Annotated in this window: 17 protein-coding genes; 15 read left to right on the top strand and 2 right to left on the bottom strand. The window is 42.8% G+C overall.

The features are described from left to right. The first annotated feature begins 11 nt into the window (after positions 1-11). The 13 genes from LG34_RS06415 (at position 12) to LG34_RS06355 (ending at position 18756) form a co-directional block, all read left to right on the top strand. Positions 12-686 carry an ABC transporter ATP-binding protein gene (locus LG34_RS06415; RefSeq protein WP_109215356.1) on the top strand — a complete coding sequence of 225 codons (675 nt, stop codon included), beginning with the start codon at positions 12-14 and terminating at the stop codon, positions 684-686. Continuing rightward, a complete protein-coding gene (locus tag LG34_RS06410; protein WP_109215355.1) occupies positions 683-2233 on the top strand; it encodes a biotin/lipoyl-binding protein in 1551 nt (516 codons plus the stop codon). The genes LG34_RS06415 and LG34_RS06410 overlap by 4 nt, the downstream gene beginning before the upstream one ends. 15 nt (positions 2234-2248) lie before the next feature. After that, entirely contained in the window at positions 2249-3502 is a 1254-nt protein-coding gene (locus tag LG34_RS06405) for an ABC transporter permease (RefSeq protein ID WP_109215354.1), read from the top strand. Positions 3503-4162: 660 nt separating this feature from the next. Continuing rightward, the gene (serS, locus tag LG34_RS06400; protein ID WP_109215353.1) at positions 4163-5443 is read left to right on the top strand and encodes a serine--tRNA ligase; all 1281 of its coding nucleotides are present in this window, start codon (positions 4163-4165) and stop codon (positions 5441-5443) included. Between the two features lie 426 nt (positions 5444-5869). After that, positions 5870-6940: a carbamoyl phosphate synthase small subunit gene (locus LG34_RS06395; protein ID WP_109215352.1), complete on the top strand. Its 1071-nt coding sequence runs from the start codon at positions 5870-5872 to the stop codon at positions 6938-6940. After that, entirely contained in the window at positions 6940-10143 is a 3204-nt protein-coding gene (carB, locus tag LG34_RS06390; protein WP_109215351.1) for a carbamoyl-phosphate synthase large subunit, read from the top strand. The genes LG34_RS06395 and carB overlap by 1 nt, the downstream gene beginning before the upstream one ends. A gap of 622 nt (positions 10144-10765) precedes the next feature. Then, positions 10766-11953 carry an acetyl-CoA C-acetyltransferase gene (locus tag LG34_RS06385; protein WP_109215350.1) on the top strand — a complete coding sequence of 396 codons (1188 nt, stop codon included), beginning with the start codon at positions 10766-10768 and terminating at the stop codon, positions 11951-11953. 243 nt (positions 11954-12196) lie between these two features. Continuing rightward, positions 12197-13036 carry a 3-hydroxyacyl-CoA dehydrogenase family protein gene (locus LG34_RS06380; protein ID WP_109215349.1) on the top strand — a complete coding sequence of 280 codons (840 nt, stop codon included), beginning with the start codon at positions 12197-12199 and terminating at the stop codon, positions 13034-13036. 192 nt (positions 13037-13228) lie between these two features. Continuing rightward, positions 13229-14395, top strand: a complete 1167-nt coding sequence (locus LG34_RS06375) for an acyl-CoA dehydrogenase (protein WP_109215348.1) — start codon at positions 13229-13231, stop codon at positions 14393-14395. Between the two features lie 14 nt (positions 14396-14409). Beyond that, positions 14410-15201 carry an electron transfer flavoprotein subunit beta/FixA family protein gene (locus LG34_RS06370; RefSeq protein ID WP_109215347.1) on the top strand — a complete coding sequence of 264 codons (792 nt, stop codon included), beginning with the start codon at positions 14410-14412 and terminating at the stop codon, positions 15199-15201. A 27-nt stretch (positions 15202-15228) separates the two neighbouring features. Beyond that, entirely contained in the window at positions 15229-16281 is a 1053-nt protein-coding gene (locus tag LG34_RS06365) for an electron transfer flavoprotein subunit alpha/FixB family protein (RefSeq protein WP_109215361.1), read from the top strand. 375 nt (positions 16282-16656) lie between these two features. Next, the gene (locus LG34_RS06360; protein WP_347486691.1) at positions 16657-17334 is read left to right on the top strand and encodes a response regulator transcription factor; all 678 of its coding nucleotides are present in this window, start codon (positions 16657-16659) and stop codon (positions 17332-17334) included. Between the two features lie 102 nt (positions 17335-17436). After that, positions 17437-18756, top strand: coding sequence for a sensor histidine kinase (locus LG34_RS06355; protein WP_109215345.1), 1320 nt, complete (start codon positions 17437-17439; stop codon positions 18754-18756). 267 nt (positions 18757-19023) lie between these two features. Here the strand turns inward: LG34_RS06355 and LG34_RS06350 are convergent, their stop codons facing one another. Together LG34_RS06350 and LG34_RS06345 are read right to left on the bottom strand one after the other, a co-directional pair. After that, positions 19024-20181 carry a toxic anion resistance protein gene (locus LG34_RS06350; RefSeq protein ID WP_109215344.1) on the bottom strand — a complete coding sequence of 386 codons (1158 nt, stop codon included), beginning with the start codon at positions 20179-20181 and terminating at the stop codon, positions 19024-19026. A 155-nt stretch (positions 20182-20336) separates the two neighbouring features. Continuing rightward, a complete protein-coding gene (locus tag LG34_RS06345; protein WP_181369309.1) occupies positions 20337-21503 on the bottom strand; it encodes a 5-bromo-4-chloroindolyl phosphate hydrolysis family protein in 1167 nt (388 codons plus the stop codon). Positions 21504-21878: 375 nt separating this feature from the next. Between LG34_RS06345 and LG34_RS06340 the strand changes: the two genes are divergently transcribed. Both LG34_RS06340 and LG34_RS06335 read left to right on the top strand, forming a co-directional pair. Beyond that, positions 21879-23192 carry an ATP-binding protein gene (locus tag LG34_RS06340; RefSeq protein WP_109215342.1) on the top strand — a complete coding sequence of 438 codons (1314 nt, stop codon included), beginning with the start codon at positions 21879-21881 and terminating at the stop codon, positions 23190-23192. Between the two features lie 218 nt (positions 23193-23410). Continuing rightward, positions 23411-25009 carry an MBL fold metallo-hydrolase RNA specificity domain-containing protein gene (locus LG34_RS06335; protein ID WP_109215341.1) on the top strand — a complete coding sequence of 533 codons (1599 nt, stop codon included), beginning with the start codon at positions 23411-23413 and terminating at the stop codon, positions 25007-25009. Positions 25010-25251 lie beyond the last annotated feature (242 nt).

Genomic DNA, 25251 nt, shown 5'->3' with positions numbered 1-25251 from the left:
GGGGTGGATCTATGCTTTTAAATCTCAGTCATATTTATAAGGATTATCAGCAGGAGAAGCTGGTAGTTCCGGTATTAAAAGACGTCAGCCTTTCCGTGGAAGAAGGCGAATATGTGGCAATCATGGGACCATCCGGTTCCGGAAAAACCACATTGATGAATATTATCGGGTGTCTGGATCTGCCAACCAGCGGAAGTTATGAACTCTCCGGACAGGATGTGCTGGCTTGCAAAGACAGGGAGCTGGCAGATGTGAGACTGAACAGTATCGGATTCGTATTTCAGAGTTTTCATCTGCTGCCCCGGGAGAGTGCACTTGAAAATGTGGCACTTCCATTGATCTATGCAGGTGTGAAAAAAGCAGACCGGGAAAAACGTGCAGCAGCGGCACTGGAGCGTGTGGGACTGGCAGATCGTGTGGATTTCAAACCGACACAGCTTTCCGGTGGACAAAAACAGCGTGTGGCAATTGCCCGTGCAATGGTAAATAATCCGAAGATTCTGCTGGCAGATGAACCGACGGGTGCGTTGGATTCTAAATCCGGAAAGCAGATCATGGAACTGTTTGACCGGTTGAATGAAGAAGGTGTAACAATTGTTATGATCACGCATGATGCCAAGATTGCGTCTTATGCAAAACGTGTGATCCGTATTATTGATGGTGAGATAGAGGAGGCGGCAGAATGAAAAATAAAAAGGTCATGAAACGTGTTCTTGTGATCGCCATTGTTGCCGCTGTGGCAGCCGGAGGAATCGGCGGAGGCATTTATGTACAGCGTTCTAAAATGACGGCAGAAGTGCAGTCGGTAGCAGATCTGAACAATAGTTACTGGGGAGATGAAGTCAACAGTTCTGGTCTGGTGACAAATGATTATTCCCAGACCGTTGAGGTCTCAAAAGATGATGGGATCAAAGAAGTTTATGTAGAAGAAGGGCAGCAGGTTCAGAAAGGTGACAAACTGTTGGCACTGGATACGACAGTTGCAACCCTGAATCTGCAGGGCAAAGAGCTGGAAGTGGAAAATCTGAAAAATCAGATCACACTTGCACAGAATGAATTAAAGAAGTTGAAAAATACAAAACCGTATGTGGAACCGTCAGAACCTGTGACACCGAAGCCTTCGACACCGGATGTTCCGGAAATGAGCGGGGATGCCTACAATTATATTTTGTGGACAGCGGTGCCTTACAATCAGAATGAAGCAGACGGAAGTGCAGAGAATCCATATCGTTATCTGTGTACGGAAGATGCTTATGTGACAGGCAGTTTTTTCAGTCAGTTATCGGAAGCCGGACTTCATGTGGTATTTGAAATCCATGAAAATAACAGTGTATCCGGAGAACTTTTGTCAGAATGGGAAGTGGATGGTTCTCAGATCGTGGTGCCGGATGCAGATACCCGCTGGTCTGTGGCAGATCGTACACAGCTGACGGAGGATACGGATGTGTCAGACACAGATACTGTGGATGATACCGGAGCGGATGCCATTGATCAGGGTGGTTATACCCAGAGTGAACTGAATGGTATGATTTCAGAACAGGAAAAGAAGATTAAAGATCTGGATCTGGATAAGCGAAAAGCAGAGCTGGACGTAGAAAAACTGAAAGCACAGAGCAGCGATGGCATTATCTATGCAAATGTAACCGGAACTGTAAAAAATCTACAGGATAAAGATAATCTTCCAACCGATGGAACACCGTTTATGGAAATCGCAGGTTCTGAAGGACTGTACGTGACCGGTGGAATCAGTGAACTTCTGCTGGATAAAGTAAAACCGGGGCAGACCGTCAGCGTTTCTTCCTGGGAGAGCGGAACAAGCTGTGAGGCAGAAATTACAGAAATCAAAAATTATCCGTCTACAGATGTATCTTCTTACGGGGGCGGCAACAATAACGTGTCTTACTATCCATTTGTTGCGTATATTGAGGATTCCACAGGACTTCGAAATGGAGAGTATGTGGATCTTAACATGACGGTATCCGATGAGGAAGATGGTGCGTCAATTTATATTTTCAAAGGCTATGTGCGTTCTGAAAATGGAAAGTCTTATGTATTAAAGGCCGATGAAAATGACCGTTTGGTAAAACAGTATGTAAAAACAGGAAAAATCATTTACGGTGATACCATTGAAATTAAATCCGGACTGACAGAGGATGACCGCATTGCATTTCCATATGGAAAGACTGCAAAAGAAGGTATTCGCGTAGTGGATTCAGATGGGGCAGAGTATTAAGGGGAGGTGCGTGAAATGTTAGAAAATATTAGACTGTCCTTTCAGGGCATTTGGTCACATAAAATGCGTTCCTTTCTGACGATGCTTGGTATTATTATCGGTATTGGTGCGATTATTGCGATTGTTTCCACAATTCAGGGAACAAATGAGCAGATCAAGCAGAATTTGGTGGGAGCCGGAAATAACACAGTTACCGTTCAGCTTTATCAGGATGAATGGACGTATGAGATGGATTACAATGGAATCCCGGACGGCGTTCCTGTGATCAGTGATGATACAATGCAGCAGATTCTGGCAGCAGATGGCGTGGAGGACGCTTCCCGTTATACCAGCCGTCAGGGTTACGATACCGTATGCTATGGAAATACCTCTCTTTCCGGCGGTTATGTCATGGGAATCGACCAGAACTATCTGGATACCTGCAGTTATGCGGTAAAAGAAGGTCGTGGATTTGACGGCAACGACTATGCAAAATACAGAAAAGTAGCAATTTTGGATCAGGATTGTGCCTCCTCTCTGTTTCAGGGAGAAGATGCTATTGGAAAAACCATCGAAATATCCGGGGAGCCGTACATCGTTATCGGAATTGCAGACAAAAAAGATGGCTTTGAACCGGTGATTAACTCTATGGATGATTACTATACTTATATGCAGGACAGCAGCGGCAGAGTGTTTATTCCGTCTACAACCTGGCCGATCGTATTTCAGTATGATGAACCGCAGAGCGTCGTTTTGCGGGCAACGAATACAGATTCCATGTCATCAGCAGGTCAGGCAGTAGCTGATATTCTGAATGCAAACCTCGCAGTTCCTGACACTACTATTCAGTACAAAGGACAGGATCTGTTGAAACAGGCACAGGATATTCAGGAACTGAGCCAGTCCACAAACCGGATGCTGATCTGGATCGCAGGAATTTCTCTGTTAGTTGGTGGTATTGGTGTTATGAATATCATGCTGGTATCCGTGACAGAGCGTACGCAGGAAATCGGTCTGAAAAAAGCAATCGGAGCAAAGAAAGGTCATATTCTTGGACAGTTTCTGACGGAGGCAGCCGTACTGACCAGTCTTGGCGGTATTATCGGTGTGGTTGCGGGTATCATATTGGCGGAGGTCATTTCAAAAGTCAGTGAGATGCCGGTAGTGATCAGTGTGCCGGCGGCGATCATTGCGGTAGCATTCTCCATGGGAATTGGAATTATTTTCGGATTATTGCCATCTTATAAGGCAGCAAATCTGAAACCAATCGATGCTTTGCGCCGCGAATAAATCTTGCTTGTGTGATAAAGAACAAAATGATACAAAACTCCAATGCAGGCACGAATGATTTTCTATCTGCGCTGCGCCGCTTATCTCCGACCGCTTCCGCGAACTCGGCTGCAGAGACAGCAGCCTCAAACACGCTCACGCGGTCGGGCTATGCTCGCTTCGATAACGAAAATCAATCTACCGCCTTGCATTGGAGTTTTTGTATCATTTTTGTTCCATTTACACGACGGCGCTGCGTGCCGCATGTGCAGTTACTGTATAAAAAACATTGTGTTGCACATGCAGAGTAAAGCGGACATAAGCATTCCTCTTACCCACCGTTTATGCTCTACGCACTTGAAACGGGGGAATGCTTATTCTGCGTTTAAAATGTATAAATAGCGAAATCGAAGCATCCTTTCAGAATCAGTGATTGAGTGAACGACTGATTTTCACAAGGTTTTGCGCGAACGGGAAACGACCAGCTTTTATCGGAGTTGAGAGTGAGCGCGATGAAACCGAAGTGAAATGAAGGTAGTGAGCGTCTAGCGATTCTGAAAGGATGCTTCGATTTCGCTTTATACCCCCAAATTTTCGTCAAGAACACGATGAACAAGGCTTGAATATTGCTGTGAATCAGTGTATACTTTTGAAAGAATAAAATTTCCTCAGGAGGAAGCTATGATTGACATTAAGTTTTTAAGAGAAAACCCGGATATTGTAAAACAGAATATCAAAAATAAATTTCAGGATCACAAACTTGGTCTGGTTGACGAAGTAATCGAATTAGATGCATCATCCAGAGCCGTTCAGCAGGAAGCTGACGATCTGCGTGCCAACAGAAACCGTGTCTCCAAACAGATTGGTGCACTGATGGGGCAGGGCAAAAAAGAAGAAGCTATGGCATTAAAAGAGCAGGTTGCCAAAGATGCAGAGCGTCTGACAGAGCTTGAGGCACAGGAAGGCGAGCTTCAGGAGAAGATCAAAAAGATCATGATGACCATTCCGAACATCATTGATCCGTCTGTCCCGATTGGAAAAGATGATAGCGAGAACGTAGAAGTTGAGCGTTTTGGTGAGCCGGTTGTTCCGGATTTCGAGATCCCATATCATACAGAAATCATGGAAAAATTTGATGGTATCGACCTTGACAGTGCAAGAAAAGTAGCCGGAAACGGTTTTTATTATCTGAAAGGTGACATTGCCCGTCTGCACTCCGCAGTTCTGGCTTATGCCCGTGACTTTATGATCGACCGCGGTTTCACATACTGCATCCCGCCATACATGATCAGAAGCAACGTTGTTACCGGCGTTATGAGTTTTGACGAGATGGATGCCATGATGTACAAGATCGAAGGCGAAGACCTGTATCTGATCGGTACTTCCGAGCATTCCATGATCGGAAGCTTTATCGATACTATGATCGATGAGGATCAGCTGCCGAAGACTCTGACCAGCTATTCTCCGTGCTTCCGTAAAGAGAAAGGTGCTCATGGTATCGAGGAGAGAGGTGTATACCGTATCCACCAGTTTGAAAAACAGGAAATGATCGTTGTCTGCAAACCGGAAGATTCTATGATGTGGTATGAGAAATTATGGCAGAACACCGTAGACCTGTTCCGCAGCCTTGATATCCCGGTTCGTACCTTAGAGTGCTGTTCCGGTGACCTTGCTGACCTGAAAGTAAAATCCGTTGATGTAGAGGCATGGTCTCCACGTCAGAAGAAATATTTTGAGGTAGGAAGCTGCTCTAACCTTGGTGACGCTCAGGCAAGACGTCTGAAGATCCGTGTCAAAGGAAAAGATGGCAAGAAATATCTGGCTCATACATTAAATAATACCGTAGTTGCTCCGCCAAGAATGTTGATCGCATTCTTAGAGAACAACTTAAATGCAGACGGAACTGTAAATATTCCGAAAGCATTACAGCCATACATGGGTGGAAAAACAATAATTGAGTAATTAAGTGACGGCAAGACCTGGCAATAAAGTCGGGTCTTGCCGTTGTTGATTATAAAAGAAAATGCATACTGTTTTAAAGCGTATGATAAGAAAGAGATTTAGTAGAAGATTTCCATTTGGATACTTTTGAATAAGAGTAAAGTTATAGTGTGGAAGTCAGTATGAAATAATCATGTCTGATTAATATGATTAGAAAGTATTATGAATGTATCTGAAAAGTTAGTATTGAAATGCAGGAAAAACTGTGATAGAATACCTACAATTTGTATATATGGCAGAAAAATGAATATTATGCATGAATGATGTATAAACATACAAGAAAAGAGAAAATTCCCTCTTTTTTTTTGCAACAAGCCAGGAAATACATGTTAAAATGTTGTATATTAAAAGTGTATATTGTAAAAAAGAGAAAGGACGGGCGAATAAATGAAAGCATTTCTGATTCTGGAAGACGGTACAGTATTTACCGGAACAAGCATTGGTTCGACAAAGAGCGTGATCAGTGAGATCGTCTTCAATACTTCCATGACTGGTTATCTGGAGGTTTTGACAGACCCATCCTATGCGGGACAGGCAGTCGTAATGACTTATCCGCTGATTGGAAATTATGGAATTACACCGGACATGGAGTCCAAACAGCCATGGCCGGACGGATACATCGTAAGAGAGTTATCCAGAATTCCGAGCAACTTCCGCTGCCAGGGAACCATTCAGGATTTCCTGAAAGAGCATGACATCCCTGGAATCGCAGGAATTGATACGCGAGCACTGACAAAGATCCTGCGTGAAAAAGGAACCATGAACGGCATGATCACCACTGATGAAAATTACAAACTTGATGAAATTCTGCCTCAGCTTCATGTATACAATACAGGAAACGTGGTAGACAAGGTGACCTGCAGTGAGAAAGAAGTGCTGAAAGCAGACGGCTATAAAGTAGCACTGCTGGACTTCGGTGCAAAGAACAACATTGCACAGTCCCTGCACAAACGTGGCTGCGAAGTTACGATCTACCCGGCACACACAACAGCCGAGGAAATCCTTGCTTCCAACCCGGACGGAATCATGCTTTCTAACGGCCCTGGAGACCCGAAAGCCTGCACAGATATCATCAAAGAAGTGAAAAAACTTTACGATTCTGAAGTACCGATTTTTGCGATCTGCTTAGGACATCAGTTGATGGCATTAGCTACCGGCGCAGATACCTACAAATTGAAATATGGACACAGAGGCGGCAATCATCCGGTAAAAGATCTGGAAACAGGTCGTGTATACATTTCATCCCAGAACCATGGATACGCGGTTGATGCAGAAAGTCTTGACCCGGCAGTTGCAGTTCCTGCATTTACAAATGTAAACGACGGAACCAACGAGGGACTCAAGTATACAGGAAAGAATATTTTTACCGTACAGTTCCATCCGGAAGCATGCCCTGGACCACAGGATTCCGGATACCTGTTTGACAAGTTTATTGAAATGATGGGAGGACAGAAATAATGCCAAAGAGATCAGATATCAAAAAAGTATTAGTAATCGGTTCCGGTCCGATTATTATCGGACAGGCAGCTGAGTTTGATTATGCGGGTACACAGGCATGCCGTTCCCTGAAAGAGGAAGGCATTGAAGTTTGTCTGGTAAACTCCAACCCGGCAACCATCATGACAGATAAACAGATCGCAGATCAGGTATACATTGAGCCGCTGACTGTCGATGTGTTAAAACAGATTATTTTAAAAGAAAAACCGGACAGCGTACTTCCGACTCTGGGTGGACAGGCAGGTTTGAACCTTGGTATGGAGCTGGCAGAATCCGGATTTTTAGAGGAAAACGGTGTAAAACTGATCGGTACCACAGCTGAGACAATTTTCCGTGCGGAGGATCGTCAGGCTTTCAAAGATACTATGGAAAAAATCGGTGAGCCGTGTGCGGCTTCCCTGGTTGTAAATACAGTGGAAGATGGTATCAAATTTACAAATACCATCGGTTACCCGGTTGTACTGCGTCCGGCCTTTACCTTAGGCGGAAGCGGCGGCGGTATCGCCCACAACGAAGAAGAGCTGGTTGAGATCCTGACCAACGGTCTGCGTCTGAGCCGTGTCGGAGAAGTTCTGGTTGAACGCTGCATCGCCGGATGGAAAGAGATTGAGTACGAAGTAATGCGTGATGCTAACGGAAACTGCATCACAGTATGTAATATGGAGAATATCGACCCGGTTGGTGTTCATACCGGTGACTCCATCGTAGTAGCACCGTCCCAGACACTGGGCGACAAAGAGTACCAGATGCTGCGTACATCTGCGTTAAATATCATCAGCGAGCTGAATATCACTGGTGGTTGTAACGTACAGTATGCGTTAAATCCGGATTCCTTTGAGTACTGCGTTATCGAGGTAAACCCGCGAGTAAGCCGTTCTTCTGCACTGGCTTCCAAAGCAACCGGATATCCGATCGCAAAAGTTGCTGCAAAGATCGCACTTGGTTACACACTGGATGAGATCAAAAATGCCATTACAGGAAAAACTTACGCAAGTTTCGAGCCGATGCTGGATTACTGTGTTGTAAAAATCCCGCGTCTGCCGTTTGATAAATTTATCACTGCAAAACGTACTCTGACCACACAGATGAAAGCAACTGGTGAGGTTATGAGTATCTGCACAAACTTCGAGGGCGCGCTGATGAAAGCCATCCGTTCCCTGGAGCAGCATGTAGACAGCCTTGTTACAGATGAGTATGTATCACTTTCCTATGATAAACTGATCGAGCGTCTGAAAGTGGTAGATGACAGAAGAATCTGGGTCATCGCTGAGGCATGCCGTCGTGGAGTTTCTTATGATACGATCCATGACATCACAAAGATCGACAAATGGTTTATTGATAAAATCGCAATTTTGGTTGAGATGGAAGGTCGTCTGCGCAGCGAGGCACTGACTGTTGATCTGCTCCGCGAAGCAAAACGTATCGAGTTCCCGGATAAAGTCATCGCTCAGTTAACCGGAAAAGATGAAGAATACATCAAAAACATGCGTTACGAAAACGGCATCACAGCTTCCTTCAAGATGGTTGATACCTGTGCCGCAGAGTTTGAGGCAACAACACCATATTACTATTCCTGCTTTGATGGTGAAAATGAAGCAGACGGAACAGCAAAGAAGAAAAAAGTTCTGGTACTTGGTTCCGGTCCGATCCGTATCGGACAGGGTATCGAGTTCGACTTCTGCTCCGTACATTGTACATGGTCCTTCGCAAAAGCCGGATATGAGACAATCATTATCAACAACAACCCAGAGACAGTTTCCACTGACTTTGATATTGCTGACAAACTGTATTTCGAGCCGCTGACACCGGAAGATGTAGAGAACGTCGTAAACATCGAAAAACCGGATGGAGCAGTTGTACAGTTCGGTGGACAGACAGCCATCAAACTGACAGAGAGCCTGATGAAGATGGGCGTGCCGATCCTTGGTACAAAAGCAGAAGACGTTGATGCAGCTGAGGACCGTGAGCTCTTTGATGAGATTCTGGAGCAGACAGGTATTCCGAGAGCAGCAGGTGATACCGTATACACCGCTCAGGAAGCAAAAGCAGCAGCAAATCGCATCGGTTATCCGGTACTGGTTCGTCCGTCCTATGTACTTGGCGGACAGGGCATGCACATTGCATTCAATGATGATGAGATCGTAGAATTTATCGATACCATCAACCAGATCGCACAGGATCACCCGATTCTGATCGATAAATACCTGATGGGTAAAGAGATTGAGGTTGATGCGGTATGCGACGGCACAGATATCCTGATCCCGGGTATCATGGAGCATATCGAGCGTACTGGTGTACATTCAGGAGACAGTATTTCCGTATATCCGGCACCGACCATCAGCGATCATGTAAAAGAGACCATCGTAGAGTATACAAAACGTCTGGCAAGAGCACTTCATGTCGTAGGACTGATCAACATTCAGTTCATCGCCATGAACGAGGAAGTATATGTCATCGAAGTGAACCCGCGTTCTTCCAGAACCGTACCATATATCAGTAAAGTAACAGGTATCCCGATCGTAGATCTGGCAACAAAAGTAATCCTTGGTGAGACCATCAAAGGCATGGGTTATGAGCCGGGACTGGCACCGGAGGCAGATTACATTGCCATCAAGATGCCAGTATTCTCCTTCGAGAAACTGCGTGGAGCTGAGATCAGCCTTGGACCGGAAATGAAATCCACCGGTGAGTGCCTTGGTATCGCAAAGAACTTCAACGAAGCATTGTACAAAGCATTTATCGGCGCTGGCATTCAGCTTCCGAAGTACAAACAGATGATCATGACAGTCAAGGATGCGGACAAATCGGAGGCAGTCGGTGTTGCAAAACGTTTCGAAGCACTTGGTTACACTATTTATGCTACAAGAAGTACTGCAAAATATCTGCAGGATCATGGTGTAAATGCACGTCGTGTTAATAAGATTTCTCAGGAATCACCAAACGTTATGGATCTGATCCTTGGTCACAAGATCGATCTTGTTATCGATACACCGACACAGGGACGTGATAAATCCAGAGACGGATTCCTCATTCGTCGAAATGCCATTGAGACAGGTGTTCACTGCCTGACATCTATGGATACGGCAAATGCGCTGGCACTCAGTCTTGAGACAGCAAATGATCAGATGACGATGATCGACATCGCGACCGTGAAAAATCTTTAAAAATTAAATTTAGGGTGGCTTAAAAATTACCACGTTAGGTATGAATAGGAACTCCTGCCATTTTGTCTCAGTCGCTAGCAATCGCTCCTTGAGAAAAAATGGCAGGAGTTCTTTATAAAAAACTTAAGCAGTAAATTTTAAACCACCCAAAACAAGATTTGTTAAAAAAATATCAAAGTTTCACAAAAAGGGTGGATTTTTCACTAACTTTGTGGTAATGTAGGGACTGGGAAGAAATTTAATTACCTGATTGTGGGTATTGCATTGTACGCGTACGTGTGTTAAAGTTAACTTGTAAGATTTTTCAAAGCCTTAGCAAAAAGAGCGAGGAACCATCGAAAAAGAAAAAAAGGATATCTAAACCCGGTTCAGGTGTGCGAATCCTTATTTTTTTGGAGAATTCTGTTAAAAAAATAACAGACTTACGATGACTTTTCACCCTTTCGACTGTGTTAAAAAAATGACAAAAGTAAACGAAAATTCCTTCGAAAATTTAGGAAAAATGACGGAGGAAGCGTTGCAAAAAACAAATGATAGTGCTAAAATATAGCATGTCTAGCGTTGTTCTTTTAACATAATTACTAGAGGTATATTTTAAAAGTCAAGAAGGAGAGAAGAAAAAATGGCAAAGAAAGTTGTATTAGCAGGCGCTTGCCGTACTGCAATTGGTAAAATGGGCGGACAGTTTGGAAATACTCCGGCTGTTGAGTTAGGATCCATCGTTATCAGAGAGGCATTAAAAAGAGCAGGTGTTGCTCCGGAGCAGGTTGACGAGGTTATGATGGGATGCGTTATCCAGGCTTCCCAGGGACAGAACGTTGCTCGTCAGGCATCTATCAAAGCAGGTATCCCGAATGAGGTTCCGGCTTTCACACTGAACGTAGTATGCGGATCCGGTCTGAAATGTGTAAACGAGGCTGCAAACATGATTATGGCTGGTCAGGCTGATATCGTTGTAGCTGGTGGTATGGAGAACATGTCTATGGCTCCATATGCATTAAAGAAAGCACGTTTCGGTTACAGAATGAACAATGCAACTATGATTGATACAATGGTTAACGATGCATTATGGGATGCATTCAATAACTACCATATGATGATCACAGCTGAGAACATTTGTGATCAGTGGGGATTAACACGTGAAGAACTTGATGAGTTCGCAGCAGTTTCCCAGCAGAAAGCAGTAGCAGCTCAGGAGTCTGGAGCATTCGACGATGAGATCGTTCCGGTTCCGGTTAAAGTTAAAAAAGAGACTGTTATGATCACAAAAGATGAGGGACCACGTCCTGGCACAACAAAAGAGACTCTTGCAAAATTAAAATGCTGCTCCGGTAAAGAGGGCGGACTTGTTACAGCAGGTAACGCTTCCGGTATCAACGATGGTGCTGCAGCAATCGTTGTAATGAGCGAAGAGAAAGCAAAAGAGCTTGGTGTTAAACCGATGGCTACATTCGTAGCAGGTGCTCTTGGCGGATGCGCTCCGGAGATCATGGGTATCGGACCTGTTCCGGCTACAAAGAAAGCATTAAAGATCGCTGGTCTTACAATTGATGACATGGATTTGATCGAGGCAAATGAGGCATTTGCAGCTCAGTCTGTAGCAGTACAGAAAGAGTTAGGCTTCAGCTCTGACATCTTAAACGTAAACGGTGGTGCTATCGCACTTGGACATCCGGTAGGAGCTTCAGGATGCCGTATCCTTGTTACACTGCTTCACGCTATGCAGAAGAGAGACGTTACATACGGACTTGCTACACTGTGTATCGGCGGTGGAATGGGTTGTGCTACAATCGTTAAAAAAGAAGCTTAATTTTCAAAAATTAAATTAGAAGGATATTTAAAATCCGGACGAATCTCCGGCATGATTGCGACATGCGAAAATGTCGGAGATATTTTAATAGCTGACATCGTTAGTTATTTAACACATTTGCTATGGAAGCAAAAAATATAATAATTTAGATATGTGATGACTAATCTATGGACAGGATTGTTTGGGTATGGCAGTCGGAATGTTTCATATTAGTATATAATTTCATTATAAGGAGGACATATCATGAAAGTTGGTATTATTGGAGCAGGAACAATGGGATCTGGTATCGCACAGGCTTTTGCACAGACAGAAGGCTATGAAGTATATTTATGCGATATCAATGATGAATTTGCTGCAAACGGCAAGAACAAAATCGCAAAAGGATTCGAGAAAAGAATCGCAAAAGGCAAAATGGATCAGGACAAAGCTGATGCAATCCTTGCTAAAATTACCACAGGTACAAAAGACATTTGTACAGATGCTGATTTAGTAGTTGAAGCAGCATTAGAAGATATGGCAATCAAAAAACAGACATTCAAAGAGCTTCAGGAGATCGTTCCGGCTGAGTGTATTTTTGCAACAAACACATCTTCATTATCTATTACAGAGATCGGTGCAGGTCTTGACAGACCGGTAATCGGAATGCACTTCTTCAATCCGGCACCTGTAATGAAACTGATCGAGGTAATTCAGGGAGCAAATACTCCGGATGAGTTAAGAGACAAAATCGTTGAGATTTCCAAAGAGATCGGCAAAACACCGGTACAGGTTAACGAGGCAGCTGGTTTCGTAGTAAACAGAATCCTTGTTCCGATGATCAACGAAGGTATCTGCGTATTAGAAGCAGGTGTTGCAAGCGTAGAAGATATCGATGCAGCAATGAAATTAGGTGCTAACCACCCAATGGGACCTTTACAGTTAGGTGATTACATTGGTCTTGATATCTGCCTTGCTATCATGGAAGTAATCTATTCTGAGACAGGCGATCCTAAATATCGTCCGGCTCCATTGCTTAGAAAAATGGTACGTGCAGGTAAACTTGGCTGCAAGACAGGCGTAGGTTTCTACGATTACAGCAAGTAAGAATAGAATAAATACTCTCGAATTATAAGGGGTATAATCCTTATAAGATATATAAGAAGTTAACGGTCGGAATAACAATTTCCGATTATTACATCGGAGAGTGGTGCCAGACATGTGCATTTTGCTACACATGTCTTTGGTGCCTTTTGGAGTTTTGACTGTGCTTCACTAAAAATGGAGGAAAAGTAAAAAATGGATTTCGGATTAAGTAAGAAACATGAAATGGCAAGAAGCCTTTTCAAAGAATTCGCTGAGAACGAAGTAAAACCACTTGCTCAGGAAGTTGACGAAACTGAAAAATTCCCAAGAGCTACCGTTGACAAAATGGCTAAATATGGCTTCCTTGGAATCCCGGTACCGAAGGAACTCGGTGGACAGGGTTGTGACATCCTTACATACGCTATGTGCGTAGAGGAGTTATCAAAAGTTTGCGGTACTACAGGTGTTATCGTATCTGCACATACATCTCTGTGTGTAGACCCGATTCTTACATTTGGTACACCAGAGCAGAAAGCTAAATATGTTCCGGACCTTGCTTCCGGTAAAAAACTCGGTGCTTTCGGTTTAACAGAGCCGATGGCAGGTACAGACGCTCAGGGACAGCAGACAAAGGCTGTTTTAGACGGAGATGAGTGGGTTCTTAACGGATCTAAATGCTTCATCACAAACGGTAAAGAAGCTGACGTATATATCGTAATTGCTGTAACAGGCAAAGTTGAAAAACGTGGCAGAACAATGAAAGAGATCTCTGCTTTCATCGTTGAAAAAGGAACTCCAGGATTTACTTTTGGTGTAAAAGAGAAAAAAATGGGTATCCGTGGTTCATCCACATATGAGTTAATCTTCACAGATTGCCGTATCCCGAAAGAGAACCTTCTTGGAAAACAGGGTAAAGGTTTCAACATCGCTATGCATACACTGGATGGCGGACGTATCGGTATCGCTGCACAGGCACTTGGTCTTGCAGAGGGTGCATTAGAGACAACAATCGCATACGTAAAAGAGAGAAAACAGTTCGGCAGAAGCATCGCTCAGTTCCAGAACACACAGTTCCAGTTAGCAGATATGGCTACAAAAGTAAAAGCTGCTCAGTTAATGGTATACAGAGCTGCATTAAAGAAAGACGAGTACCAGGCTGGTGCTAAAGTTTCTTATTCTGTAGAAGCTGCTATGGCAAAACTTTACGCTGCAGAAGTTGCAATGGAAGTTACAACAAAATGCGTACAGTTACATGGTGGTTATGGTTACATCAGAGAGTACGATGTTGAGCGTATGATGCGTGATGCTAAGATCACAGAGATCTACGAAGGAACTAGCGAAGTTCAGCGTATGGTTATTTCTGGTGCATTACTTAAGTAAGGAGGAAAACAATCGTGAAGATTATTGTTTGTATTAAACAGGTACCTGATACAGCAGGTGGAGTTAAGTTCAATCCGGACGGAACTCTTGACAGAGCAGCAATGCTCACAATCATGAACCCAGATGATAAAGCAGGTCTTGAGGCTGCTTTAAGATTAAAAGATCAGTACGGCGCAGAAGTTACTGTTTTAACAATGGGACTTCCGAAAGCTGGCGATACATTACGCGAAGCATTAGCTATGGGCGCTGACAATGCAGTTCTTGTAACTGACAGATGCCTCGGCGGTGCTGATACATGGGCTACATCTTCTACAATTGCAGCAGCAATTCGTGAGATGGGCGATTACGATCTGATCATCACAGGCCGTCAGGCTATCGATGGTGATACAGCTCAGGTTGGTCCTCAGATTTCTGAGCACCTTGATATCCCGGTTATCTCTTATGCTCGAAAGATCGAGATCGAAGGAGATGCTGTAAAAGTTCAGCGTCAGTATGACGACAGATATCATGTAGTAAAAGCTCAGATGCCTTGCCTGATCACATGCTTAGCAGAGCTGAACGACCCGCGATACATGACTCCGGGCGGAATCTTCGATGCATGCGAAGCAGAGATCGCTACAATGGGTAGAGCAGATCTGAAGACTCTGGAAGACGGAAACATGGGTCTTGCAGGTTCTCCGACAAAGATCGCAAAAGCATCCGACAAAGTAAGAAAAGGTGCTGGAGAGAAAATCACACTGGATACAGAAGAAGCTGTTTCTTATCTGCTTGGTAAGATGACAGAGAAACATGTATGCGGACTGTAAGAGAAAGGAGAAATAACAATGGCAGCAATGGAACAATCCTTAATTGAGCAGTACAAAGACGTATATGTATTCGCTCAGCAGGTAGATAATGAAATTAGCCCGATTGCTTTCGAGTTACTCGGAAAAGCAAAAGATCTTGCAAATGATTTAAATGAGAAAGTAGTAGCAGTATTAATTGGACATAACGTAAAAGACCTTGCAGCTCAGCTTGGCGCTTATGGTGCAGACAAAGTTATCGTTGTAGATGACAAAGAGCTTGAGGTATACAGAACAGAGCCATATACACATGCGCTTGCATCTGTAATCAATGAGTTCAAACCGGAGATCATGTTAGTTGGTGCAACAGCTATCGGTCGTGACCTTGGACCTCGTGTATCTGCACGTGTTCAGACAGGTCTGACAGCAGACTGTACATCCCTTGAGATCGGTAACTTCCCACTGAACCCAATGCCGGGTAGAGAGCAGAAACCAAATCAGTTACTGATGACACGTCCTGCTTTCGGTGGAAACACAATCGCTACAATCGCTTGCCCGGACAACCGTCCGCAGATGGCAACTGTTCGTCCAGGTGTTATGCAGAAGATCGAGCCGATCGCTGATGCTAATCCGGAAGTTGTTGAGTACAACCCAGGATTCACACCGGACAACAAATATGTTGAGATTCTTGACATCGTTAAAAATGTATCTGACGTTGTTGATATCCAGGACGCTAAGATCCTTGTATCTGGTGGCCGTGGAGTTGGAACACCGGAGAACTTCAAAATGCTCGAAGAGCTGGCTGAGGTTGTTGGTGGTACCGTATCCTGCTCTCGTGCAGTAGTAGATGCTGGTTGGAAACCACAGGATCTGCAGGTTGGTCAGACTGGTAAAACAGTTCGTCCGCAGGTTTACTTTGCAATCGGTATTTCCGGAGCAATCCAGCACGTAGCTGGTATGGAAGAGTCTGATCTCATCATCGCAATCAACAAAGACGAAGATGCTCCTATCTTCGATGTAGCTGATTACGGTATCGTTGGAGATCTGAACAAGATCGTTCCACTTCTTACTGAGGAGATCAAAAAAGCTCTTGCAGCTAAATAAAATTTGCCTTGTGGCTTAGAATTTAATATTTAGGACGAAAAAGTGGTATTTTACCTCCGCGGCGAACAATCGCACGCTGAGGTAAAATACCACTTTTTCTTTATCCACACTTTGTAACTGACCTTAAATTTGGGATCGCCACTGCGTCTATGCCGCTGCGCCTTTATGTGGTATAATGTATGTAAAATTTTTTACATAAAATTTACTTAGAATATGATTTCATTTTACGGGGTGTCTTTATAATGATAAATAAAATAAGCTAGTTAGGATTAGCAAACAGAAAAAGCTTAAATAGCAGAGATAAGAGGAACAACAAGTAAAATGTAATAGACATGTGGTGTCAGTTAGTTGAAGTAGATGAGGTGGGAAGATATGATGATTTATATTGTGGAAGATGATAAGAATATTCAGGAAATCGAGAGCTTTGCATTGAAGAATTCCGGTTATGAAGTACGTGGATTTGAATGTACCAAAGATTTTTATGCGGCTTTGGATGAGCAGATTCCGGATCTGGTTTTACTGGATATTATGTTACCAGATGAGGATGGATTACAGATTTTGAAAAAACTGCGTCTGAATCACAGTACAGTGCTTGTCCCAGTTATTATGGTAACGGCAAAAACGACAGAGTTGGACAAGGTAAAAGGGCTGGATCTTGGTGCGGATGATTATCTGACAAAACCGTTTGGTGTTATGGAACTGATTTCCAGAGTAAAAGCATTACTGAGAAGAAGTGCTTCTATCCAGAAAAAAGAAGTTTACGAGTTTGAAGATATTACTCTGAATGACAGCAAACACGAGGTACATACTGCACAGGGAAAATGTGATTTGACCTATAAAGAGTATGAATTGCTGAAATATCTGATCATGAATGAAGGTATCGTATTGACCAGAGATCGTCTGATGGAAGAAATCTGGGGCATGGATTTTACCGGTGAATCCCGTACACTTGATATGCATATCAAGACATTACGTCAGAAACTGGGACCATCCGGAAAATTGATTCAGACTGTTCGAAATGTAGGATATAGCCTGAATCATATTAGAAACTAAAAACTTTTGAAAAGCAGATGCAATTGGTATATGTCAGAGTATAGCAAGAACCATATGAATGTCTTGGATCTGCTTTTTAGATAAATAGATGAGGCAGAAGGCATGAGAAAGAAAATTCATAAAAATTTAGTTGGTATTGCGGCACTTGCCATCTTACTGACGATCGGACTGACATTTTGGGCATATTTTATGATGTTGCAGAAACAGATTTTTCAGGATCTTCAAACGGATGTACATGTACTGGCAAGTTCAGATTATATCGTAGAAACATTGGAGCAGAATTATGATGCTAATGCAGACGGGCTGCGCATTACGTTGGTTGATGCGGATGGAAACGTGCTTTATGAGAGCAAAGCCAATGCAAGCAAGATGAAAAATCATATGGAACGACCGGAGATTCAACAGGCATTGAAAAATGGCGAAGGAAAAGCAACGAGACATTCGAATACGATTGGTACTTTATCTTTTTATTATGCGGAAAAATTAGATAATGGCTGCATTATCCGAGTATCCAGAGATATTCCATATGTGGCAAAAATGAGTTTGTATCTGATCCCGGAAAGTATCGCGATTTTTGCAGGGATTTTTGTACTGTGTCTGATTTTGGGTCATATTATGACGAAGCGCTTTATTGAGCCGATTGAAATGCTGGCAGTAGATGTGGAAAAAGTAAGTGAGATACAGGCCTATCCGGAAATTCAGCCGTTTATCGAGACGATTAATCAGCAGCATCGGGAGCTGAAACGAAATTCAAAAATGCGGCAGGAATTTACGGCAAATGTATCCCATGAATTAAAAACGCCACTGACATCTATTTCCGGTTATGCGGAATTGATTGAATCCGGGATTGCGCAGGGGGAAGATACCGTGCGTTTTGCCGGAGAAATTCATAAAAGTTCGCAGCGTCTGTTGACACTGATCAATGATATTCTGCGTCTGTCTCAGTTGGATTCTGTAGAAGAATGTGTGGATACAGAAGCGGTAGATCTGTATGAAATGGCATTGAATTGCCGCGATATGCTTGAGATGCAGGCAAACAAGCATCATGTAGTTGTGCGTGTGAAAGGAGATACAGAGGTGATTCAGGCAAACCGTCGTATGATGGAAGAATTGATATACAATCTGTGTGACAATGCGATTCGGTATAATCATTCTGGTGGTTCGGTCAATGTCACAATTGGAAAGGAAGATCAGCATCCATTTGTAGCTGTGAAAGATACTGGAATTGGTGTATCTAAGGAAGATCAGGAACGAATTTTTGAACGTTTTTATCGTGTGGATAAGAGTCGGTCAAAACAGACGGGTGGAACTGGCTTGGGACTTGCAATCGTAAAACACATTGCGGTGATGCATAAGGCAGAACTGAAAATTGAAAGTGAACTTGGAAAAGGAACGGAAATTAAAATTGTATTCCCAGTGTAGCGGTAAAACATAGTGATAAAGTTTTGATAAAATAATATTAAAAGCTCCAGTTGGTGTTGCTAATAGCAGCAGTGTCTGGAGTTTTTTATGTACTTACAAAATAATGGCGTTATTAATCAGAGTAAATAGCAGTTTTGTGATATAATGAATGTAAATGAGTCAACATGCTATCGAAAACCCCCTTTTTCAGCGCATATATACACTGAAAAAAGGGGGAGTAAAGTACAAAATATTTTTTAATAAAAGAGAGAACTTAGTCAATAAAAATTAACCATGAATTTCGAGAAGTTTCTTCTTGAGTTCATTCTCCATACGCTGCATCTCAGCTTCTGCAGTCTGGCGTTTCTCACGACCTTCGGTCTGAATCTTCAATACCTCATCAAATGTACTGATCAGAGACTCATTGGTATGTTTCAATGTCTCAAGATCCACGATACCGCGTTCAGATTCTTTGGCTGTATCAATCGTAGCAGTTTTGAGAATATCTGCATTCTTACGAAGCAGCTCGTTTGTCATGTCTGTTACTTCACGCTGTGCTTTGGCAGCCTGTGCGGAGTGCTCAATGCCAAGGGCAAGTACCATCTGGCTTTTCCAGAGCGGAATCGTATTAACAATGGTGGACTGGATTTTTTCTGCCATCAGTGTATCATTATTCTGTACCATGCGGATCTGCGGAGCAGTCTGAATGGAAATCATTCTTGTCAGCTCCAGATCATGGATTTTCTTTTCAAAACGGTCACACATGGACTGTAGATCTTTTGCAGCCTGTGCATCTTCTGGCAGATTAGAGGTCTCTGCTTTTGCAACAGCAGCGGCAAGCTCACCGGTGCGGACTTCTTCTAATTTTTTCTTTCCTGCAAGAATATACATGGAAAGTTCTTTGAAGTAAGTCAGGTTGACAGCATACATTTTATCCAACAGGGCAATATCTTTCATCAAAGTTACCTGATGATTTTCCAAAGCGGTGCATACATTGTTTACGTTTACCTCTGCTTTGTCATATTTTGCTTTCATGGCAGTAATCTTGTTAGAGGATTTCTTGAATAATCCCTTGAAGCCCTTATCCTGCTCTGTGATATCAAAACTCTTCAGGTCGACCACCAGAGAAGAAAGCATGTCACCTACTTCGCCAAGATCTTTGGTACGAACGTTGTTCAGTGCTGCTTCAGAGAAATCAGCCATTTTCTTTTGTGTGCCAACGCCATATTGTAAGATTGCCTGCGAATTGTGCAGATCAATTTTTTCAGAAAAGTCATTGACCATCTGTAATTCTTCCGGTGTCAGATTTTTTTCGCTGAAAGCCGGATCAGAAACCTGTTCTGCAAGGTCAGAAGCAGCAGTTGCAGCCGGTGCTTCTTTTGTCTCCGGAGCCACATCGAAAGTCAGTGTTGGTGTGGTTGTAAAATCTTTGAATTCGTTGTCCATAGTAATTTTATCTCCTTAAATAATAATCTTGTTATTGATTTTCATAACAATATGCGCTTGTAATTTGACTATATTTTAACATAAAATCAATAAAAATATATAGATATTTACCTGTTTCATAATAGAACTACAAAAAGTAAGAACAATCCCCGAAATTACTTATTGTTAAGTGTGAAATCATCTTCTTTTAAGCCTTCCTGTGCCAGCATCGTGTTCAGCACGGAGATATCAGAAGAAATATCCCAAGCGCAGTCTGCGAATAAGCTGTCCAGCAGTTTCTCAAATGCTACATTCAGAGTATCAACCGTCTGCTCAATTTCTGCTTTGGTGTTGCTGATATTTTCTCCTGCAATTGGTTGTTTGTCCAGTTCGCGATAAGCATTCAGCAGTTTTGAGGTGGTTGGCAGATAATAATTCATCATTTTCTGCAGATCAGGAGCGACTTCCGGATGAATTCGGACTTCGTCAAAAATACGCTGTACCAGCTGCTCCATTTTATCCAGCTTGCGGGAAATTTCTTCTCCCGGAATGGCATCATTACATTCACGGATATGGCGGACATAAGCCTGTCCTTCGTCGATCAGTTTCTGACATTCCGCAGATACTTTGTGTTCTTCCTGTTCTTTTTCCATGATTTTTTTCTTTTCATAATATTCCAGTCTTGCGGTGCGGTACTCTTCGTAAGCCTGGTCGGAAAGCAGAAAATAATTATCCTGTGTATCCACATGGGCTTCATAAAAAAGATGCTGATTGATCATTTTTTGCAGATCTTTTGCGATAAATGCTATGGATTTATGATTGCGGTCCGCGAGCTGCTGAAGCGGCACACTCAAATGGTGATTAATCTGGCGTACATAGCTTCTGTAGCGGTTCAGCAGGCGAATTTTTTTGGTGCCATTGATACCCAACGTGAATCCTGTCGCTGCGAGTACACCAAAAATAATGACCGGAACAATAAACATATGGGAAACTGCAGCACTGAGTGCTGTAAATGTGATCAGTCCTGCCAGTGTGAAAATTCCAATAGAATATCCCAGAGCCATGCTGATGATGGCACCTGCCTGTCCCCCCGGACGTTTGTTATACAGTTCAGGCATCTGAGGTTGATCCGGAGCCGGACGGGTGTGTACCGTTTTGTAGTACGGATTAGAACTGTATGAAGTTTTCACAGAAACTTTTACGGAACTTTTTACGTTGTCTATGGTGTCGTTGATCACGTCTCCGATGGATCGGCTCAAATTTGTAAAATCTCCGGTGGAGATGGCAGAGTCAACGGCATCTTTTATCTTATCACCAACGTCGTTCCAGTTTGAATTTGGCATATAAAAAATCTCCTTTGTTACATCAGGCAAAGATCGGTGCCTGTATTTATAATTCATGAATGTTCCAATATTCTTATTGCAAGATATGGATGGAGCAAAACAGCACAAAAGGCGTTTGCATATTTTGGAAATTTATGCAAATCCTGCAGCTCTTACAATAAAAAAAGATTCGTTTTCATATTTTCTATGATACCTTATTAGAAAGAAAAATACAACTATTGGCAAAGTGGAAAAAAGGGTATAAACTATTAAAAAAGCATAAACAGTTCTACAGAAGAAAAGTGCGAGATGAAAATCCCATTGTGTGACAGGGGACGGACAGAAGACAATTTTCCTGGAGGAACCATAAAAAGAAAACGTACAGGAGGTTTCAGGATGTACAGAGATATTGCAAAATTAATTATGTATGGAGATATAGACGAGGATTGTATTTTATACCAGATGGGTGAGATTTTCCGGGAATTTGAGGAGGGCACCCAGAGCAACGCGGTGCTGATCCGCAAGGTGTATACCCAGATCAAACGTTTGCTGACGGTAGCAACAGATTTCGGATTTGATAAAAATCTGTGGCACAATTATCTGGCTTACTTCCTTATTACAAATGAAAATCCGTTCAGCATCACCTGTGAAAAAATCGGTGCAAACGATGGAAGTGTCAACCATTTTGCGAGAAATGATTTTGCAGCCATCAAAAATCTGTTTGAGTATGATTTTTCTGAAATTGAGAAATCCCTTGGTATTGACTGCTTTACACAGATTTCCAATTATCATGCCATTGAGAAAAAAGAATTGATGTACAATAAAAATGTCAGCGAAAAAGTACAGGCATTGAGCAGCCGCATGGAGCAGGCAAAAGATGTGGAAGGATTTTTCACCGCAGTAACTGAATTTTACCGTGATTACGGTGTTGGCATGTTTGGATTAAACAAAGCGTTCCGTATTCAGGATCGTACCGATAGCAAACTTGTATTTTTACCGATCAACAATATGGACAAAGTTATGCTGTCTGATCTGGTTGGCTATGAGATCCAGAAGAAAAAACTGGTGGATAATACCCGTGCTTTCGTGGAAGGCAAAAAAGCAAACAATGTGCTGCTCTTTGGTGACAGCGGAACCGGTAAATCAACCAGTATTAAAGCCATTGTCAATGAGTTTTACGATCAGGGACTGCGCATGATCGAGATTTATAAACATCAGTTCAAAGATCTGTCAAATGTTATTGCAGCCGTAAAAAACAGAAACTACAAGTTCATTATTTATATGGATGATCTTTCTTTTGAGGAATTTGAGATTGAATATAAATTCCTGAAAGCAGTCATTGAAGGTGGTGTTGAGACGAAACCGGATAATATTCTGATCTATGCGACATCCAACCGTCGTCACCTGATCCGTGAGACATGGAGCGACCGTAACGATGTGCAGCAGGATGAGGGAATGCATCGTTCCGATACAATGCAGGAGAAGCTTTCTCTGGTTAATCGTTTTGGTGTTACGATCAATTACTCCAAACCGAGCCAGAAAGAGTACTTTGACATTGTGATCCATCTGGCAGCAAAAGCAGGCATCAAGATGTCTGAGGATGAGCTGAAAGCAGAGGCAAATAAATGGGAGCTGAGCCATGGCGGAATTTCCGGAAGAACTGCGCAGCAGTTTATCTATTATCTGCAGGGGCAGGAAGATGAGAAATAGTCTGTTTGATGAATAAGAAAAAATAGATAAAAAGCGGAAAGATAGTTTTTCGTGTAACAACTGATAAATTTGGAACGCTGGACAGGAATATAATAAGAATGAAATTTGTAGAGATAAGTTGGAAGGTAACATCTGATAAATATGGAACTGTATGATTTTATTCTTATTACATAAGAGCATATGAGGAAAAGGAATACAATGTAGAAGGGGGTTTTTCTATGAGGATAGAATTTATTGGTGCAGCGCATGAGGTAACAGGTAGTTGTCATTATCTGAAGATCGGAGAAAAACATATTCTGGTGGACTGTGGTATGGAGCAGGGGGCAGACATCTACGAAAATCAGGATATTCCGGTAAATGCAGCAGCGATTGATTATGTGTTTGTGACACACGCACACATTGATCATTCCGGATTACTGCCGCTTTTGTATGCAAGAGGTTTCCGGGGACAGATTTTTGCCACAAATGCCACCACGCAGCTCTGTAACATTATGTTAAAAGACAGTGCGCACATTCAGGAGTTTGAGGCGGAATGGAGAAACCGGAAAGCCCGCAGAGCCGGACAGCCGGAAGTGGTTCCGATGTACAGTGTAAACGATGCACAGGGCGTTTTGAATTATTTTGTACCGTGTGATTATGACAAAAAAGTGCATGTGTGTGACGAATTGATCGTATGCTTCCGTGATGCGGGACATTTGCTTGGATCTTCTTTTATTGAAATGTGGGCAAAAGAAGGGGAGGATGAGTGCAAACTGATTTTCTCCGGTGATATTGGAAACGGTAATCGTGCGCTGATCCGTGATCCGGAAATTCCGGAATCCGCGGATTATCTGATCATGGAGTCCACTTATGGAGATCGAAATCATGACGTGCCACCTGATTATGCATCTGAACTTGCCCGGGTGCTGGCGGTGACATTTGCCAGAGGCGGAAATGTGGTTATTCCGGCATTTTCCGTAGGACGTACCCAGGAAATGCTGTATTATCTGCGCAAAATCAAACAGGAGCAGATGTTGTCCTCTTTCCAGAATTTTGAGGTGTATGTGGACAGTCCGCTGGCTATTGAGGCAACAAATATTTTCAATAAAAATGTGCTGGAATGTTTCCGTAAAGATGATCTGGAAATGATCAAAAGTGGTGTGAACCCGATTGGTTTTCCGGGATTAAAGACCACGGTTTCCAGTGATGAATCCAGAGGCATCAATTTTATCAAGACGCCGAAAGTAATTATTTCTGCTTCCGGAATGTGTGAGGCAGGTCGTATCCGCCATCATCTGAAACATAATCTGTGGCGGGAAGAGTGTACCATCGTATTTGTTGGTTATCAGGTTCCGGGTACATTAGGTTATCAGCTGTTGAACGGTGCAAAAGAGGTAAAACTTTTCGGTGAGACAGTGCATGTCAATGCAGAAATCCTGAATCTGCCGGGCATCAGTGGTCATGCGGATAAGGATCATCTGACCGCATGGGTACAGGGCATGAAGCAGAAACCAAAACGGGTATTTGTGGTTCATGGACAGGATCAGGTAACGGATAATTTTGCGGCACATTTAAAAGAAGTGGTTGGTGTGGACGCGGTTGCACCGTATAGCGGTGATATTTATGATCTGCAGCAGAATCTGTGCGTGGTACAGGGCAGCAGAAAACTGGCAGAGAAACGTAAGACCAAGAAAGCTGGAAACAGTGTATTTGACCGGTTACTGGCAGCAGGTCAGCGCCTGATCGCAGTAATTCATAAAAATAAAGAAATCGCAAATAAAGATATGGCGAAGTTTGCGGATCAGATCAATGCGCTGTGTGATAAGTGGGACAGATAAGTATATATGATAGCTTGTTAAAGTAAAATTTTCAAAGCCATTCGGAATATGATTTTTCGGATGGCTTTGTATTACATAGAATGACAGAAAAAGTTTCATGTAAGTAAAAAGCATACTTTTTGCAGATTTATATAGATTAAAAAAGTATGGAAAAGAATTTATCTCAGTCTGAGTTGAGACTCCCACTTCTGCAAGGACGCCACTGAAAAAGTGGTAAGTTTAGTATCGCAGGGCGTCAAATA

The sequence above is a fragment of the Eubacterium ramulus genome, assembly GCF_003122485.1.
GTDB lineage: Bacteria > Bacillota > Clostridia > Lachnospirales > Lachnospiraceae > Eubacterium_I > Eubacterium_I ramulus_A.
The sequence above is the reverse complement of the archived record's forward strand: the minus strand, read 5'-3'. Positions and strand labels throughout refer to the sequence as shown.